At 50.8% G+C, this 17,312-nt stretch carries 15 protein-coding genes; 7 read left to right on the forward strand and 8 right to left on the reverse strand.

Going from position 1 to position 17,312, the window contains the following annotated elements:
* Window positions 1-88 precede the first annotated feature (88 nt).
* The 5 genes from moaC to K0B01_09960 all read right to left on the reverse strand — a co-directional run bounded on the left by moaC (window position 89) and on the right by K0B01_09960 (window position 4,870).
* A complete protein-coding gene (gene moaC / locus K0B01_09940; GenBank protein MBW6486455.1) occupies window positions 89-577 on the reverse strand; it encodes a cyclic pyranopterin monophosphate synthase MoaC in 489 nt (162 codons plus the stop codon).
* A 175-nt stretch (window positions 578-752) separates the two neighbouring features.
* On the reverse strand, window positions 753-1,454 hold the full coding sequence (locus tag K0B01_09945) for a hypothetical protein (GenBank protein ID MBW6486456.1): 702 nt from the start codon (window positions 1,452-1,454) through the stop codon (window positions 753-755).
* Window positions 1,455-1,466: 12 nt separating this feature from the next.
* Window positions 1,467-2,729 (reverse strand): glycosyltransferase, encoded by a 1,263-nt coding sequence (locus K0B01_09950; GenBank protein ID MBW6486457.1) that lies wholly within the window; start codon window positions 2,727-2,729, stop codon window positions 1,467-1,469.
* A gap of 51 nt (window positions 2,730-2,780) precedes the next feature.
* Window positions 2,781-3,989 (reverse strand): glycosyl transferase, encoded by a 1,209-nt coding sequence (locus tag K0B01_09955; protein ID MBW6486458.1) that lies wholly within the window; start codon window positions 3,987-3,989, stop codon window positions 2,781-2,783.
* 32 nt (window positions 3,990-4,021) lie between these two features.
* Window positions 4,022-4,870 (reverse strand): HAD-IIB family hydrolase, encoded by an 849-nt coding sequence (locus K0B01_09960; protein MBW6486459.1) that lies wholly within the window; start codon window positions 4,868-4,870, stop codon window positions 4,022-4,024.
* Between the two features lie 264 nt (window positions 4,871-5,134).
* On the opposite strand from K0B01_09960, the gene K0B01_09965 reads away from it, so the two are divergent.
* From K0B01_09965 to glgP, 7 genes are all read left to right on the forward strand, one after another.
* Complete coding sequence (locus K0B01_09965; protein ID MBW6486460.1) at window positions 5,135-5,353, forward strand: hypothetical protein; 219 nt, start codon at window positions 5,135-5,137, stop codon at window positions 5,351-5,353.
* A 226-nt stretch (window positions 5,354-5,579) separates the two neighbouring features.
* Window positions 5,580-6,113 (forward strand): hypothetical protein, encoded by a 534-nt coding sequence (locus tag K0B01_09970; GenBank protein ID MBW6486461.1) that lies wholly within the window; start codon window positions 5,580-5,582, stop codon window positions 6,111-6,113.
* A gap of 42 nt (window positions 6,114-6,155) precedes the next feature.
* Entirely contained in the window at window positions 6,156-7,685 is a 1,530-nt protein-coding gene (locus K0B01_09975; protein MBW6486462.1) for a YifB family Mg chelatase-like AAA ATPase, read from the forward strand.
* A gap of 63 nt (window positions 7,686-7,748) precedes the next feature.
* Window positions 7,749-8,825: a branched-chain amino acid aminotransferase gene (locus tag K0B01_09980; GenBank protein MBW6486463.1), complete on the forward strand. Its 1,077-nt coding sequence runs from the start codon at window positions 7,749-7,751 to the stop codon at window positions 8,823-8,825.
* Between the two features lie 364 nt (window positions 8,826-9,189).
* A complete protein-coding gene (locus K0B01_09985; GenBank protein ID MBW6486464.1) occupies window positions 9,190-9,798 on the forward strand; it encodes an outer membrane lipoprotein carrier protein LolA in 609 nt (202 codons plus the stop codon).
* Between the two features lie 162 nt (window positions 9,799-9,960).
* Window positions 9,961-11,937, forward strand: coding sequence for an amylo-alpha-1,6-glucosidase (locus K0B01_09990; protein MBW6486465.1), 1,977 nt, complete (start codon window positions 9,961-9,963; stop codon window positions 11,935-11,937).
* A 92-nt stretch (window positions 11,938-12,029) separates the two neighbouring features.
* Complete coding sequence (gene glgP / locus K0B01_09995; GenBank protein ID MBW6486466.1) at window positions 12,030-16,283, forward strand: alpha-glucan family phosphorylase; 4,254 nt, start codon at window positions 12,030-12,032, stop codon at window positions 16,281-16,283.
* A 50-nt stretch (window positions 16,284-16,333) separates the two neighbouring features.
* On the opposite strand, the gene K0B01_10000 is transcribed toward glgP, so the two are convergent.
* From K0B01_10000 to K0B01_10010, 3 genes are all read right to left on the reverse strand, one after another.
* On the reverse strand, window positions 16,334-16,768 hold the full coding sequence (locus tag K0B01_10000; protein MBW6486467.1) for a DUF488 domain-containing protein: 435 nt from the start codon (window positions 16,766-16,768) through the stop codon (window positions 16,334-16,336).
* A gap of 13 nt (window positions 16,769-16,781) precedes the next feature.
* Window positions 16,782-17,150, reverse strand: coding sequence for a DUF488 domain-containing protein (locus K0B01_10005; GenBank protein ID MBW6486468.1), 369 nt, complete (start codon window positions 17,148-17,150; stop codon window positions 16,782-16,784).
* Window positions 17,125-17,312, reverse strand: a 188-nt coding sequence (locus tag K0B01_10010) for a type II toxin-antitoxin system HicB family antitoxin (protein MBW6486469.1), incomplete at its 5' end; no start/stop codon positions are given. The genes K0B01_10005 and K0B01_10010, both read right to left, overlap by 26 nt.

Genomic DNA, 17,312 nt, shown 5'->3' on the forward strand with positions numbered 1-17,312 from the left:
GCATCGATGCCGAGTGAGAAGCGCAACTCAATCTTTATTCTATAATTACGCATGATTCATACTAATCTGCGGAATAATGGCAGTTTCTTCAAGCCTTTGCCTCAGGTCTGACAAAAACCCCGCTCTTGCCGCCTTCCTTTCTGATAAGCTTGATGTCGGTCAAAATAATTTCCCGATCAACTGCCTTGCACATATCATAAATAGTCAGCGCCGCGACCGCAACCGCGGTCATGACTTCCATCTCGATACCCGTCCGGCCAATCATCCCGGCTTTCGCCTCGATCACAATCTCCCCTGCGGAAACATCGGTCAAAAAGGAAAGTTCAATCGCCGTCATTTCCAGGGGATGACACATCGGTATCAGCTCCGGCGTCTTTTTGGCCGCCATAATGCCAGCGATGCGCGCCGTGGAGAAAACATCCCCCTTCGGCATCCCTCCCTCCTGAATCAGCGCCGCTGTTTCCGGGCGCATCAGCACCCTTCCCCTGGCGGTTGCCTGACGATGGGTTGCGGGTTTGGCCGTTACGTCAACCATGCGTGCCTGGCCTTTTTCGTCGAGATGGGACAGCTCTTTCATTGTTACCCTTTCCATGCTGCGCAACTGAGAGTTTGGACGGCTTAACACAGCAGGCTAACGCCGTCAAGAAGGACAATCTTTACCCCGGTACGTCATTGCCCTTGATGCCGGAGCACAATGGGCCCCGCGGTTCACAAAGCAACTGCCAATCGCCGCCATTCCGAGCAGGGAATAGCTAAAGATGGTTGATGCCGTCATCCTGCTGTTCCTTGTTTTCTTTGAGTTTTTTTTCAAGGAACTCCTTCGCTATGTCTTTGCCTCCCAGTCCAAAGGCCAATGAGAGCGCTAAAACCATGCCGCTAAACACGACGGCAAAGGCAATTTCTACCGTTTCCTTTCCGATGCCGACATGTTCCAGAGCCATTGTCACGGATAGCGCTACAATTATATACTTTACGAAAGCCGCCACAAAACGGGAAAAAGTTATCCCGGCGTTCACCGCCGCTATCAGAACCGTTCGTCCCAGAAAATTGCCGAGCAGCCAGCCGGACAGCAGTATCAGGAGGGCAATAACAATATTAGGGAGATAGAAAAGGAATTTTTCCACCAACCTAACCAGGATATCTATTTCCAGGGCTCTCATGGCAAGCAGGGTAAAGATCAGAAAGATCACGCCTCCGAAAAATTTTGCCAGCAGCAAAGAAAGGGCATCCTTAACACCGCCTTTCTTCAACAATTCCTGGAATCCCAGACGTCTCGAAAAGCTGTTGAGACCGATGGCTTTAAAAAGCCATTCCAAACAAAATTTTATAGCCAGCGAGATGACAAGGCCTGTTAGAAATATAAATAACGAAGTCAGAATATTGGGCAGAAAGACCAGAATACTCTCTACGCTTTTTGCAGCTGGTTCAAGAATTATCCTATCCATTAAATTCATCGGCTTCTCCTTTCATATCTGCCAGTTTTCGGAGAGAATATGTTTCTTTCTCTCAAACAGCCGGCACAATTCCTCGATCTTCTCTTCAACCTCCGCCGCGTCGCTTTCTATGGTTTCTTTTACAAAGGAAGCCGTTCTGCCGATGTACAGAGGGGTAAGCGCTTTGAGAAGATGTTCACGGTTTATCATCCGGGTATGAGCCGCCAGGGCAAAGCTGTAGATGATCCCAGCCCAGGCTTCGTCAGAAAAAGAGAATTCTGCTTCAGGAAGTTCCGCTACCCGCAAAAGATATCCAATTACCTTACGGGGAAGAAATTTTCCCCATATATCGACGAGTTCCCTGACTCCGAGTCTGAATCTTTCAATCATTCTCTGAATATTCACGGAAACAGGCTCCAACCCGACGGCATACCTGAAGCCAAACGTGGGTATCGGTTTTGAGGCTGTAACAGTTTCCCATTCTTTTGCATAATCTTCCATAAGGTCAAAGGCGGCGCCCACAACCTGATACAGCATCGCACTCAAATCGGCGCCGGGATCCTTGGCGTCGTGAATCTTTGCACCGAGGAATGATTGACATATTCTGTAATCGTTCGCGATAGCGGTTGTCGTCATCCATATGTCGATCCCGTATCTAGCCACATCCGTATCCCAGACATCTTTTGCGAGATAGAATGAGGCAAGCTCTCCGGAGAAACCAAAATCCCCTCCAATGGGCTGCCGCACCTGCTTTCCGTAGAGCGCCCTGGTTAAGGGATAAACAATGCTGTTGGTTATGGTTCCGTCATATTTATGTCTGTGGTATAAAGGGGCGACAAAATCGAAATCGCCCCTCAAGACGGGCTTGACAAGCAGTTCAACCCATTCGGGGGTAATGCTTCGGAGATCGGAATCAACCACAATGCAGGCCTTGGCCTGGAGCAGTTCCGCCACGCTGAAGATGGTTCTGAAGGCGCTGCCTTTTCCGGGAATACCGTGATACGGGGTGGTAATTTTCAGCGCCGGTTCCTTGCGATGCGTTAAAAGTATAGAATCAAAATCGTCAATTGCAGCGTCCTGGACGGTCTTGACCGTACTGTCGGTTGAACCTCCATCGGAATTGACAATCACGGCCTTGCACTCGGGAAAATATTTGGACAGTCCCGCTTGAACAGCGCGAACGACATGCCCGATGGTCGCTGCATTATTGAAACTGGGGATGCCGACAAGAATGTCCGTTTTTTTCAGGTCATGAATCTTGTTAAGCACATCATCTTTGAGAACGGTGTTTTTCATGAAATGCCCTTTTATCCGAAAATTGCCCCTCCGTTATTCACTGAGCTTGCACTAGCGATTTTCCTCTTCCACCACAGCATATAGCCTGTCGGAAAAATCCGGGATTGCCGCCCATACTCGTTTCCAGGCGGCAAGCATGGGACAACCGACTGGATCGTTCACGAATTCGTCCATTGCCATTTTCAGCGAAGTGACGAAGGCCTCCACCGCCTCCACTTCCTGATGCCGGTCATATTCAAGGCCGTTGAGCAGCGCCAGCGCATTGTATTTTTCGATCGCAATTCGGGATTCCTGCATATATGCGGTAAGCAGGGTTCGAAAAAACGCCTCGCTCATAACCAGTCCATCCTCGCTCAAGACCCGAAACAGGGCGTTGCCGATGTCGGTCGCCATTCTGATTAACCCTTGCGTCGCATGAGCTTTATCCAGTTTTTGATGTTTGTGTTCATAGGATTCAATGACTTCGACCTGACATATTCGATTAACGGAGGTCTTCTGGTAAACCTCGCTTAGCATCGAAACCTCCAGCCCCCAGGTTGGGGAGATGCGGATGCCCTTCGCCAAATGGGTGTCAAAAGCAAACTCCCCGGACAGGGCATAACGAAAATTGCCCAGATATTCGATGAAGGCGTTGTAACCGAGCATTCTCCTGAGCGTCTGAATAAGCGGCGTGTAGAATAGTCTCGTAACCCTTCCATAGAGTCTGTCTGTCACCCGCGCGTAGTACCCCTTGCTGAACTCGAAATCCAGACCGGGATGCACGACCGGGTAGAGCAGTCGCGAAACTATCTCCCGCTGATAGTTTACGATATCGCAATCGTGCAAGGCAATCGCGTAAACATCGCTGTGAGCGAGGATATAACCGATCGACATCCATACCGAACGGCCTTTGCCGGGAATTTCCATTTGGAAATCGGCAGACGCCAGCTCACCCAGCAAACGCTTCATCCGGGGGCCATCATGCCAGATAACCCGCACCTCGACCGGCAGCGAAGCCATCATATTTTTGGCCTGCAAAAACTGCGCTTCGTCGGCTCTGTCAAGTGATAAAACTATCCGGTGGAGATAATCTATTCCCTTCAGTTCTTTGATGATTTTGGGCATCGCCGGCCCTTTAAACTCCGAAAAAAGCGCCGGCAGCAAAAGAACCATTTTCCGCTCGTCGGAAACCTTCTTCAGTTCGAGATCGATCTCGCCGGCTGATCTATTCCCAAGTTTTTGCAGTGTCGTAATTACACCGTTCTGACAAAAGTCAGCCATTTTATTACCTCCTTAGTAAACAATTTTTTCCCCTAAGGGCGGGCAAACACTTTCCCGGGGAAATCACCACCAGCGAGATCATTCAGTATCGCTCCGACAGCGCTGTTCCATCCGCGGCATCCGGGTTCACCCGCCCGAACAAGCCCCGGCAATTCAATATTCAGAAACCCCTGCTGTGGACGGGGAATCAGAACCGGGATATCAACCTGCTGGAGCATCGGCAGATCATTCTCGCTGTCGCCGATCCCGACGGTCACTAACGCCGTTTCCATTCCATCTTTACGGTAGATATCGATTAATCTATTCACCGCGACGCCCTTGTCCTGTCCGGCGCCAAGCAGATGAAAGAAACGGCCGCCTTTCGTTATCTTAAATCCCTCCCGGCGGGCCATCCTTTCTATTTCACGAATATCCTCGTCATTTTCCGCCAGGAAAGGCTCCGTAAATTCTCTGCGCCTGGCCCGCCCGACGTCAATATCAGACATGCCGGTCAACTCGGCAATCTCGGCGGTCTTCATGTCGCCGAAACCCCTTATCGCAAAACGGGAAGCCGCTTTTACGAAAAACGTTCGGATATTCCCATACGATGCACCCAAACGGATAAAGGTATATTTGCCTTTTTTCTCACCACCCGCCAGGTTTTTCATCCCCAGCGAATCCGGGAAAAAAATTCCGCCGCCGTTCTCTGTGATAAAAGGATCGGCAATATTCATTTTCGTTTGCAGATGTTCCACCTCGGTTCTGGTTTTGCTGGTCACCATAACCAAAGGAATGCCGGCTGCCTTGATCTTTTCCAAGGTCGGCACGGCCTCCGCATACAGATAATCTTCCTGGTTAAGGAGGCTTCCGTCAAGATCTGTAAAAATTAAAATACGCACCAGAAATGTCTCACTGCGGGCATGATTGCCCTGCTGATGGCAAATTGCTGTTAGTAAACCTCAATGCTGCTGCAAGAAGTGTTTCCCGGTTTTTTAAGACCTTGGTCGTACTTATCAGAAATCAGCAGCAGATTCAACCAGCAAAGCCGATAAAATTTCCTCACCGGCTGGCGCCGCCCCTGAAATAAATAATCTTTTGACATTCGCTGTATTTTTATGTAAGAGACTCTATTATGTTGTCAATGTCATTTAATAAAGGAGGAATGCATGAAGAAATTATTTTTGGTCGCCATGGCAGCGCTTTTTCTCGCCGGGTGCGGCGCCGCCGCAAGAGAATCGGGCTTCTACGAACACGACACTATGTACAAAGACTGGGAACATTTGAAATTCAGTATTTGCGGTTATCCCAGTGCGGATAAAAAGGACGCCCAGGTATCAAAAACCGGAAATTGGTGGGGTAAGGAAATTGACGTAACCGGGAAATAGTTGTTTGAATTAAGCAGGCTTATTGTTACAAATTTTCTGTATCTGGATACAATAAGCCTGCCGCTGTAATTGCCCTGTCCAGTTTTCTCGGCTTTACCATACGCACGCACAGAAGAATGCTACGTCCTGTATTTGATGCCTTTCTGCGACACGCTTCATTTTCCCCGAGATATATTTTTCATATAAATTCTAATCTCGAAAAATATAATCATTCGGCAAGAGCCTGTTGCAGAAAGGAATTTTAAAAATACTTCCTTGTTCAACATTGAGATTAAGGATAAAAGCTATGACTATAAAAACGTTTGCCTTAATGCTTGTTTTTGCGGTTTTGGCCCTCTTTGCCATCGTCAACTGGAATTCGTTTATGGCCCCCACCAGCCTGTGGCTTCTGATTACATCGATCAATGCGCCGCTGGGATTGATCATGCTTGGCTTCATTGCGCTGATCACCCTGTTGTTTTTAATCTATATCGCCTATCTCCAATCTGCCCAACTGTCAGAATCAAGGCGTTTCAACAAAGATTTGAACTCCCTGCGCGAACTGGCCGAGAAGGCGGAAGCATCGAGGCTCACCGGGTTGCAAGGATTTCTGCAGACTGAATTGTCAAAAATGGAGGGAAAAACCGTTGCTTCGGATGAGGCATTGCAAAAACGTTTGACTCAACTTGATCAGGCTCTGCGCAGCGCAGTAGAACAGACGGGAAATACCCTGGCCGCATACATAGGGGAACTGGAAGATCGCCTGATGCAAAAACGCTAATAATTTCGCACTTTTCATCTGACTCGCCAACAGGAAGTTTGCATGATCGTCAAAACATTGAGTTCCGCAATCATCGGCATCGATTCCTTCCCAGTTGAAGTTGAGGTAGATATAACCGCCGGCCTTCCCCAGTTTTCCACGGTTGGCCTGCCCGATGCTTCCGTCCGGGAAAGCAAGGATCGCATCAAGGCCGCGATCAACAATTCCGGCTATAAATTCCCTGCTCATCATGTCACCATCAATCTCGCCCCTGCCGACATAAAAAAAGAAGGCACCTCTTTCGACCTGCCGATCGCGATGGCGATACTGGCCGCGCAGGGGATGGTTTCCCTGGGGCCGCTTACGCAGTATCTTCTTATCGGCGAGCTTTCCCTCGATGGCAGCGTCAAAGGTGTGCATGGGGCTCTTTCCTCCGCTTTTACGGCACTCTCTCTCGGCGTTCGGGGCATAGTTCTCCCGAAAGAAAACGCCAGCGAAGCGGCGTTGGTCGAAGGAATCGATGTCATTCCGGTGGATCACCTCTCCGACGTTGTCGAATTTTTTGCAGAGCGCCGGGAAATCAATCCATTCCACGTCGATATCGAGGCGCTCTTCCGGCAAAACAGCGACTATCCATTTGATTTCAGTGATATTAAAGGACAAGAACAGGCCAAACGAGCAATCGAGGTTGCCACTGCTGGCGGGCATAACATCCTGATGATCGGTCCGCCCGGTTCGGGAAAAAGTATGCTTGCTCAGAGAATCGTTACCATAATTCCGGACTTTTCCTTGAGTGAGGCCATCGAAACAACGCAAATCTATTCCGTAGCGGGAATATTGGACCGAAAAGAGGCGCTGATCGCGACGAGGCCGTTTCGCGCAGTGCATCATACCATCTCCGACGCAGGATTGGTCGGCGGAGGCCATATCCCGCGACCGGGGGAGATAAGTCTGGCTCATCATGGGGTCCTTTTTCTCGACGAACTGCCCGAGTTCCGAAAAAACGTTCTGGAGACGCTGCGTCAACCCCTGGAGGACGGCAAAATAACCATAACGCGTTCAGCGCAAACGGCAACCTACCCTGCCCGCTTCGCGCTGGTTGCGTCGATGAATCCCTGTCCCTGCGGTTATTACGGTGACAGCAGCAATCGCTGTCATTGCACTCCGCAGCAGATCCGCCAGTACCAAGGTCGGGTATCCGGTCCTCTTCTCGACCGGATCGACATCCATATTGAGGTGCCCTCCGTCCGCTATCGCGATTTGACGGCGCGGGGAGCAGGAGAAGCCTCGTCGGCAATCAAAAACCGCATAGAAAAAGCCCGGGCGATTCAACAAAAGCGTTTTAGCGGGGAGCAAACCATCTGCAACGCCCGGATGAGCGAAGCCCAGATTCGCGCTTTTTGCCTGATTGACGATGAATCTCATAAACTTATCGAGATGGCGATCGACAAGCTGGGATTGAGCGCCCGCGCCTACACCAGGATACTGAAGGTAGCCAGAACTATTGCTGATCTTGACAACAGCGCTTGTCTAACCTCCTCCCATATTGCCGAGGCTATCCAGTATAGAAGTCTTGATCGCCATCTGATTTAGTGGTAAGGGTGTAACCGTAACCCTGTTATCACCGATATCAACTGAAATAAAAGGAGACTATCAATGGAAATAAAATTTGTTCAGGCTGTGCCTGAAAAAAGAAAGGCCAAACCACAGGACGAATCGCAGTTGGGATTTGGCAAGATCTTTACCGATCATTTTTTTACAATGACCTGGAGCAGCGGCCGCGGCTGGCACGATGGTGCAGTCGAACCGTATCGTCCGCTTCAACTTGACCCGACAGCCATGTGCCTGCATTATGGCCAGGAGATTTTCGAGGGGATGAAGGCCTATCGGGGAGAAAATGGCGGCGTTTTCCTTTTTCGGCCAGCGGAAAACATAAAACGGATGAACAACTCGGCGGAGAGACTCTGCATGCCGAAGATTGAGGAGCCTCTTTTTATGGAAGCGCTGGAAAAGCTGCTGGCGGCGGATAAAGACTGGATACCTCGTACGGAAGGATCCTCATTGTATATACGACCAACCATGATTGCCACCGAGCATGCCTTGGGGGTGCACCCGGCAAACGAGTATCTGTTCTTCATCATAATGAGCCCCGTCGGGGCCTATTATGCCGAGGGCTTCAGCCCGACGAAGATCTTCGTCACCGAGGATTACATTCGTTCGGCCCCCGGCGGAATCGGCAACTGCAAGGCAGCAGGGAATTACGCAGCCAGCCTCTACGCAGGGGAAATCGCAAAAAAAATGGGATATACGCAGGTGCTATGGCTCGATGCAATCGAACGGAAGTATGTAGAGGAAGTGGGAACAAGCAATATCTTCTTCGTAATCGATAACGAGTTGATAACCCCTCCCCTTTCGGGAAGCATCCTCCCCGGCGTTACCAGAAACTCGGTGCTTCAGCTTGCCAAAAGCTGGGGAATAAAGGTTTCCGAAAGACGGCTCTCGATGGATGAAATAATTAACGCAATCAATAACGGCAAGTTGCAGGAGGCTTTTGCCTCGGGAACAGCCGCTGTTGTTTCACCTGTCGGTTGGATTTACTACCGAAACAGGGAGTACGCCATTGCCGGTGGTAAAATTGGCGAACTTACCGCCCGGTTGTATAACGATATTCTCAATATCCAGTATGGGAATAAAGACGATGCCTTCGGTTGGCGCATTAAGATATTGGCTTAACTAAGAAAGCACAAAACAAACCCCTTGCGGGTAGCTTTCGCATGAATCAACAGCAGTGTGGAAAGGGTTGTTGATAAAAGTGTTGATAACTATCGCAACCATTCAAATGTTACTATTTTTTACCGGTTTGCATAAGGTTTAGGCAATAAATATGCTAAGTAATAACAGTATTTTAGAAAATTACAGCGCTATCCCTGATAGTTATGAGCCACCTTTTGGACCCGGCAGACTGCGAGGGTCCAAAGGGCTGTTCCGCGGATGCCGGCCTACATGGTCGTTTTTCCCCGGGACTCGCCCTTGCAAGCCCAGCACCCTTTTATTTATAGGTATTTTACTAACTGTTTTATGGTTGGGGTTGCCCTCTTTGGGTCACGCGGAATTTCGCACCGTCGAAGAATTGACCGCCCGGATTCAGGATGTTTACGAAAAGACAGGCGATTTGAAGGCTCATTTTATTCAGGAAGTAACCATCAAATCCATGAAAAAGACGGATCGTGAAGAAGGAACAGTCTGGATCAAGAACCCGAAAATGATGTATTGGGATTATACAAAGCCCAAAGTAAAGAAACTGATCATAGACTCTCGCAAAGCATGGCTTTATGTAGCAGAGGATCGGATGGCGTACCTCCAGAGCGCCGATGACGTTTACCGCTCACGACTCGCTGTAAAATTCCTGTCGGGAATCGGGAAGCTTTCTGAAGACTTTTCCGTTCGTTTTCCCAAGGATGGACATGCCGACATAAACGGGAATTATCTTCTGAAATTAACGGCGAAAGAAAAGGGAAACGGCATTGAGCGCATTGATTTGACGATCGACAAAAAAACCTTTCAGATCATTCAATGCCGTTTCGATGATGAATATGGCAATACCACCCGCCTCAACTTCACAAATATTCAAACTAATAAAGGCGTTTCCAGATCTTTTTTCACCTTTACGCCGCCTGCGGACGTTGAAATAGTCAAGATGCCATAGCTGATTTACGCTAACGAATCATCATTGCTTTGCTTGCATATAATAATAAAGAAGCGTACATAGATAGCGCGTACGTTTTTAATCATTGCGCGTTGCGCTACTTCTAGGCGTCATAAGACTATCTGTTGCTTAGGAGATTGATTAGACCAAGGAGGCTTTATCATGATAAAAATCGATCTCGCAGGATTTCACGATTTGTCCATTTCCCGGGAATGGCTGGAAACAGATGGCCGGGGGGGATATGCGACCAGCACGCTCGAAAATCGGCACACACGCAAATATCACGGGTTGTTTGTCGCCAATCTCCCCAAACCGGCAGGGCGCTGCGTTTTGCTGTCCAAGATAGAGGATTCATTAATCAACAGGCAGGAAGAACATTTTTTCACTTCCCATCTCTATCCGGGTCTTGTCTTCCCTCCTGAACACACGCCGCTTGCCGATTTTAGCTTCGATCATTTTCCCAGTTTCACCTACCGAATCGGCTCGATAACCATTAAGAAATCGCTATTATTGCCGGCGGACAAATCCGTCCTGCTTGTCCGTTACGATCTTGACAAATGTCCCCGGGGGGGCATTTTACGACTGAAACCGCTCCTTGCCTTCCGCGGCTATCACGAATTGTCCAAAGAAAACGGATATCTCCAAAACAGGTTGGAAATGTTGACAAACGGTTTTAGTTTATCACCCTACGAGGGAATGCCGGCGATTGTCTTTCAGACATCACGGGGTTCAGGGTTTATCCCCGTGGGGGCATGGTATAGGCGCTTTCAATACAACGAGGAGATAAACCGCGGTTTCGCCGGCGAAGAGGACCTCTTTATGCCCGGCATTATTGATATCCCCGTGGAAAGAAAATGCACCGTCATTCTTTCCGTTGCTCTTGATAAATCACTGAAGAATTCTCCGGCGGCATGGCAGACCGAAACGGTGCGACGCGGGCGTGAAAGAACAATCGATAAAAAGCACGCCGCCGGTCTGGAGGATGAGGACGGGAAACTCTATCTGTCCTTGCTCCAGGCCGGACGTCAGTTTCTAATCAAAACCCCGTCCGGAAAGTCCGCAATCATTGCCGGATATCCATGGTTTGACAGTTGGGGCAGAGACACGCTGATATCCCTCTCGGGGCTTTGCTTTCACGCCGGGCGATTGCCGGAAGGGATCGAAGTGCTCAAGGAGATCAGTCTGCACGAAAAGGACGGCCTCTTCCCCAATTTTTTTACCGCAGATGGCACCCCGGATGCTTACAACACCGTGGACAGCTCCCTGTGGTATTTCTGGACCGTTCAGGAACTGCTTCAGGCGACGAGCGATACGGAGCTTATCCGCACCTACTTCTGGCCGGTAATGAAACGGATCATCCGTTCCTTTCTCGCCGGGACCAGATTCGAAACCGGAATTGATAATTCCGGACTGCTGCATGCGGGCAATCCGGGGATTGCGCTTACCTGGATGGATGCCATGGTCAATAACAAACCCGTCACCTCCCGCCACGGACGTCCCGTCGAGATAAACGCCCTCTGGTACAATGCCCTGTGTTTTTCCCGGGAGCTGGCCGACCAATTCGGCGAGTCCGAGCTTGTTGACCCCGGCTTTATCCCGCATCTGCGGACAGCTTTTCAGGAAACATTTTGGAACCGTGAGGATAACTGCCTCGGCGATGTGTGGAATAACGGGATTCTGGATCGTGCCATCCGTCCCAATCAGCTTTTTGCCGTTTCGCTGCCCTTTTCCCCGCTCGACGATGAGGAACAGAAAGCCGTTGTACAAGCCGCACGAGAACATCTTCTGACACCCTTCGGTTTGCGGACCCTCTCCCCCTCCGACCCTGAATATCGCGGACTCTACATCGGAAATCCCGCCGAACGGGATAGCGCATATCATCAGGGGACCGTCTGGCCATGGCTTCTCGGCGCCTTCGGGCAGGCGGCGCTTAAGACCGCGGCAGACAAGGAACAGGAAAGGGAAAACCTCAAGAAATATTTGCGCGCATTTCTCAAAAAACATCTGTCGGAGGCGGGAATAGGCAGCATTTCCGAGGTATTTGACGGAAACGAACCTCACAATCCCGGCGGCTGCATCGCCCAGGCCTGGAGCGTTGCCGAATTGACAAGGCTGTACTCACTGCTCATAAGGGCTTGATCTGCTTAAGGTCAATCAATTCAAAATCTTGTACCGGGAGCGCCGCCGCGACAAGATTTTCACTACGAAATCAATAATGAAGGAGAGTTGTCATGATACAGGAACGGGAACACTTTCTATTTGAAGTAAGCTGGGAGGTCTGCAACAAGGTTGGCGGCATTTATACGGTTATAACAAGCAAACTTCCCGAGGCTTCGCGAGTATTCGGCGAGCGATATTTTGTCCTCGGTCCTGATTTAAAGACAAACGCGGAATTCGAGGAAACGGACGAGGATATCTGGAACGACATTCGGGAAGGGGTGGCCATCAAGGAGATACCCTGCCGCTTCGGCCGCTGGAATGTACCGGGAAGACCAAAGGCCATTCTTGTGGGGTTCGGTGAAAAATACGACAAGCATCAGCTCCTCTTTAAGCTCTGGGAGGATTATGGGGTAGATTCCATAGCCGGAGGGTGGGACTATGTGGAGCCGGTCATGTTCAGTTACGCGGCAAGCGAGGTGATCGAAACCATCCATAATCTGCTTGTTCGCCCCCAGCAGCTAAAAAGCGTCGCCCAGTTCCACGAATGGATGACCGGGGCGGGGCTGCTCGGCCTGAAGAAACAGGCGCCGGAAATCGGAACCGTCTTTACAACCCATGCCACGATGCTGGGACGAACGCTCGCCTCGTCAGGCGTTGACATCTATTCTTCGATGGACCATATATCTCCGCAGCAGGAGGCAAGCGCCCACAATATTACCGCCAAATGTTCAATGGAAACAGCCTCGGCCCGGGAAGCCGACTGTTTTACCACGGTAAGCGAAATAACTGCTTTGGAAGCCAAAAACTTTCTCGGTCGCGCCCCCGATCTGATTACCCCGAACGGTCTCGATATCGCCAGTATTCCTGATTTCGCCGCAGACAATGCCGCCGCGCTTTTCTCCCGCAAAAAGCTTCTTGCCGCCGCGAGCCGCTTCATGAACAGGGATTTACCGGAAAATACGAGAATTATCCTGACGTCAGGGCGCGGGGAATTCCATAATAAGGGCATTGACATCCTGCTTGCGGCGCTCGGCCGCCTGAACAAGGAACTCACCGAGGATAACACCATCCTTGTCTTTATTTTTGTCCTTGGCGGCTACACGGATCTTATCCCTTCCCTGAAAAACGACGATGTCAAACCAGATCCGAACAATCCCCCCATCTCCACCCACCGCATGCAAAACGAAGCCTCCGATCCCATTCTGCAGACATGCGAGCGCCTCGGCCTGCGAAACTTTCCTCAGAACAGGGTTCAGACAATCTATGTCCCGGCCTATTTGAACGGTCACGATGGCCTGATAAACATGTCCTATTACGAAGCGCTGTCCGGCTGCGATCTGGGGGTTTTCACCTCCAACTATGAGCCATGGGGATACACGCCGCTCGAAAGCGCGGCCTACGCGGTTCCGACAATCACCACGGATCAGGCCGGCTTCGGACTTTGGGCGCGACAATACCTGAACGGCAACAAGGGAATCATTATCATCAACAGAATGGGGCAGCCGGATGCCGTAATAGAAGACGATCTCCACGAAATACTGAGGAAATTTGTCGGACTGACAAACGAGGAACTCCACGAGATGCGCGTTGGGGCGCGATCCGTGGCGGCCAAGGCAAACTGGAATGATTTTTTCAGCTATTATTCCCAGGCGTTTGGGCTTGCCCTCTCCGTATCTCAGATTCGCACAGAGGCACTCAAAGACGACGAACTGCTGGCAGGTATAAAGCACACGTTTGCCGGGACCGCTTCGGTTTCTCCCCACTTCCGCACCTTTACAGCAGTGGCTAACCTTCCACTGAAGATAGCGAGGCTCCGGGAGCTTTCCTATAATCTCTGGTGGTCCTGGAACCCGCGCACGCTCGAACTCTTTTCGGCACTGGACCCCAAGCTATGGGAAGGGATGGGCAACAACCCCGTGCGGATGCTGGAGACCGTCTCTTCCGGACGTCTCCTCGAAGCTTCTGAAAACACAAGCTATCTGAACCTCTACACCCATATTTTGAAACAATTTGACGACTACATGGACGATAAAAGTCTGCATCCTCTGCTCGAACAGCACGAAGGGCTCAAACGTCTGTCGCCCGTTGCCTACTTCAGCGCCGAATACGGCTTGCATGAGTCGCTGCCGATATATTCCGGCGGTTTGGGGACGCTTTCCGGCGATCACCTGAAGACGGCGAGCGACCTCAACATACCCTTGGTCGGTGTCGGTCTTCTCTACAAGAGCGGTTTTTTCATGCAGATCATCGATAAAAACGGCGCCCAGAAAGAGGAATATCCCCATAACGATTTTTCCAGCATGCCCCTCGAAATTGTCCAGGACGACCGCGGCAATGCGGTTCAGATATCCATGGAATTCCCGGGGCGTACCCTTTTTGCCAACATCTGGCAGGTTCATGTCGGTCGTATCCAGCTTTATCTGCTGGACACCGATATCCCCAGAAACACCCCCCAGGATCGGAAAATCACCGAAAGGCTGTACTGCTCTGACACCCGGGTCCGTATAGAGCAGGAAATACTCCTCGGGATGGGTGGGGTAAAGCTGCTCAAAAAGCTCGGGATTCGTCCCCGCGTTTACCATATCAACGAAGGACACTCGGCATTTCTCGTCTTTGAGAGGATTGCCTCTTTGATGACCGAAGAAAAACTGTCGTTCTACGAGGCGCTCGAGATCGTCCGCGGCGCGATCGTATTTACCACGCACACCCCGGTGGAGGCCGGGAATGAGCGGTTCAGCCAGGAATTGCTTGAACACTATTTTGCCAATTTCGTGAAACGCACCGGGATTTCCTGGTCGCAGTTCTGGCAGTTGGGACGGAGGGAAGCGGGAGAAGGCAAGCCCTTCTTCATGACGATCCTGGCGCTGAATATGGCCCACAAAAGCAACGCCGTAAGCAAACTGCACGAAGAGGTCTCCCGGAGGATGTGGCGCGATGTGTGGAAGGGTTTCGATGAATCGGACATCCCGATCACCCATGTTACCAACGGCGCCCATACCCTTTCCTATATCGCCCCGCGGATGAAAACGGTGTTCAACACCTTCCTCGGCATGGACTGGGAAAAGCACCTGTCCGATCCGGAATACTGGGCGCGGGTGCAGGAAATTCCCGACAACATCCTGTGGCGGGCCAGATACGAACTAAGGCAGAAACTGGTCTATTTCCTCCGGGATGAAATTGCCCGCAACTGGAGCAAATACGGCTATACAAAGACATGGCAGGAAGAGCTTTTCTCCAGACTGAATCCGACGACGCTGACAATTGGGTTTGCCCGCCGCTTCGCGCCTTACAAGCGGGCGGATATGATCCTTTCCGACCTCGATCGGCTCGACCGAATCTTGAACCATCCCACCCGGCCGGTGCAAATAGTGTTTTCCGGAAAATCTCACCCGATGGATGACATGGGAAAAGAATTGATCAAAAAGGTAATAGGCGTCTGCAAGGATCCCCGCTTCCGGGGAAGAATATTTTTTGTGGAGGGTTACGGAATTGGCGTTGCCCGGCAGCTCGTTCAGGGGGTGGACGTCTGGCTGAACAATCCCCGCCGCCCAATGGAGGCCTCCGGCACCAGCGGCGAAAAGGTGGTTGCCAATGGCGTTCTTAACCTCAGCATCTCCGATGGCTGGTGGGTTGAGGGCTATGACGGGACCAACGGCTGGACAATCGGTCCCGTCGTCAATGAGTACCGGGATGAACCAGGAAATCCCGATCAGGAGGACAGCGAGTCGCTCTATTCACTGCTGGAAAACTCGGTGGTTCCCATGTTCTATGAAAGGGAAATATCCGGTCTTCCGGAGCGATGGATCGCCATGGTCAAGCGTTCCATGCAGACTCTTATCCCTATGTTTAATACTAACCGCATGCTGATAGATTACTATCACGACCTCTACCTGCCTACGGCGCTGCGTGAACATGACATCTATCTCGACAACTACAAAATGGCCCGCGAACTGGCCGATTGGAAACAGAAACTGCCGATGCGTTTCTCCTCGCTGCACATTATTGAGGTTGTTGTTGCGGGAATTCAGGGCGATACCATCCGGGTGGAGGAACCTCTCGAGGTAAGCGTCCGGATCGACCCCGGCAAGATGGCCCCGGAAGAGATTCTGGTAGAGATGGTAATTGGCAGGAGCGATCCCGGCGCTGTCTGGCAGCCGGAATGTGTTCAGCTGCCGCTGGAGGGCAGGGATTCCGTGGGCATTCTCAAATTCTTCATTTCCTATCGGGTCAAAAAGAATGGCGCCCACAACTACGGGATCCGCGTCTTGCCGAACCATCCGCACCTGGCCGCCAAGCAGGAGACCAATCTGGTTTACTGGGGGTAAAAAACCATTTCCCGGTCATTCCGTATAATTCAGGATTGACCGGGAAAGGTTTATAGGTGAATGATCCGCACGTTTCCCCATTTTGAACGCAAATATTCGGCGACGAGCCGGCGATGGCAATGCAGGGGCTTATCCTCACTGCACAGGAGGCAGCCCTCATTCAGCAGTTCCGGGGTTATGTTCATTTCTGCCTGTCTTTCGACAAGCAATTGTTGGAAGTCCCGCTCGTAATCAACCAAGCTTCCCTTGTTTTTCTTGAAGGCATCCAGTATCTGCTGAGTCGGCGCCAGATCCGGGCGATGAAGATAATCAATTTCGCCGATCGCCCGCAGAAAATAGCGCAAATCATCCCGCTTGGCAAACCCGGCCAGTTGAGAGACATTGTTGAGCCGGATATCGATCACCCGCTTGACTCCCGCTTTCTTCAGAATTGTAAAGAATTCCTCTGCCGTCTTTTTGGTGAAACCAATGGTGAATACCTTTATTTTATTCATGATCTCAGGCTTTTTCAATCAGACTATAGGCCACTTTTTCACTTTGGAGATTATAGGCAAGTTCGATCAGCTCTTCTTTGGAGCAAAAAAGGTCGTCCGAATCAAGTTTCAATAATCTCATCAGACGCATTTCCGTATCCCGATTATCCTCCAAGGCGCCGTCCTCAAGAATATGACTGATAACAACATCATCAGCGCGTAAATAGCGGCAGATCAGCAGCATACGATGACATGTGAGCGGGTCTTTTTCGGCGCATAACAGCGCAACAGCAGAATAATCAGGATTGTGCACCCAATTTGTTGCGGGATGGACTGGCGCGAAGCGCCAGAACAAAAGCGGATGGCAATCAGCGGAATTGAGCGTCCGGACCATTCTTCATCCGGCCTGCGGCTTGATAGATAACCGGTCGGTACTTTGGAGGAGGAATCGGTTTTTTCTCAGCCCGGGCAGCCTGCAACCAAAGCTCTTTGGCTTTTTGAACCTCTTGAAGAGCCTTGTCAGGAGTCTGGCCAAACGCAGAACATGCCTCCAAAT

The organism is Syntrophobacterales bacterium (assembly GCA_019429105.1).
Taxonomy (GTDB): domain Bacteria; phylum Desulfobacterota; class Syntrophia; order Syntrophales; family UBA5619; genus DYTH01.

Excerpts from the sequence above, each read along its gene's own strand:
- glgP (MBW6486466.1), top strand. The coding sequence starts at position 12,030 with ATGATACAGGAACGGGAACACTTTCTATTTGAAGTAAGCTGGGAGGTC.
- K0B01_09950 (MBW6486457.1), bottom strand. The coding sequence starts at position 2,729 with ATGAAAAACACCGTTCTCAAAGATGATGTGCTTAACAAGATTCATGAC.
- K0B01_09980 (MBW6486463.1), top strand. The coding sequence starts at position 7,749 with ATGGAAATAAAATTTGTTCAGGCTGTGCCTGAAAAAAGAAAGGCCAAA.
- K0B01_09990 (MBW6486465.1), top strand. The coding sequence starts at position 9,961 with ATGATAAAAATCGATCTCGCAGGATTTCACGATTTGTCCATTTCCCGG.
- K0B01_10005 (MBW6486468.1), bottom strand. The coding sequence starts at position 17,150 with ATGGTCCGGACGCTCAATTCCGCTGATTGCCATCCGCTTTTGTTCTGG.
- K0B01_09965 (MBW6486460.1), top strand. The coding sequence starts at position 5,135 with ATGAAGAAATTATTTTTGGTCGCCATGGCAGCGCTTTTTCTCGCCGGG.
- K0B01_09955 (MBW6486458.1), bottom strand. The coding sequence starts at position 3,989 with ATGGCTGACTTTTGTCAGAACGGTGTAATTACGACACTGCAAAAACTT.
- K0B01_09975 (MBW6486462.1), top strand. The coding sequence starts at position 6,156 with ATGATCGTCAAAACATTGAGTTCCGCAATCATCGGCATCGATTCCTTC.
- K0B01_09945 (MBW6486456.1), bottom strand. The coding sequence starts at position 1,454 with ATGAATTTAATGGATAGGATAATTCTTGAACCAGCTGCAAAAAGCGTA.
- moaC (MBW6486455.1), bottom strand. The coding sequence starts at position 577 with ATGAAAGAGCTGTCCCATCTCGACGAAAAAGGCCAGGCACGCATGGTT.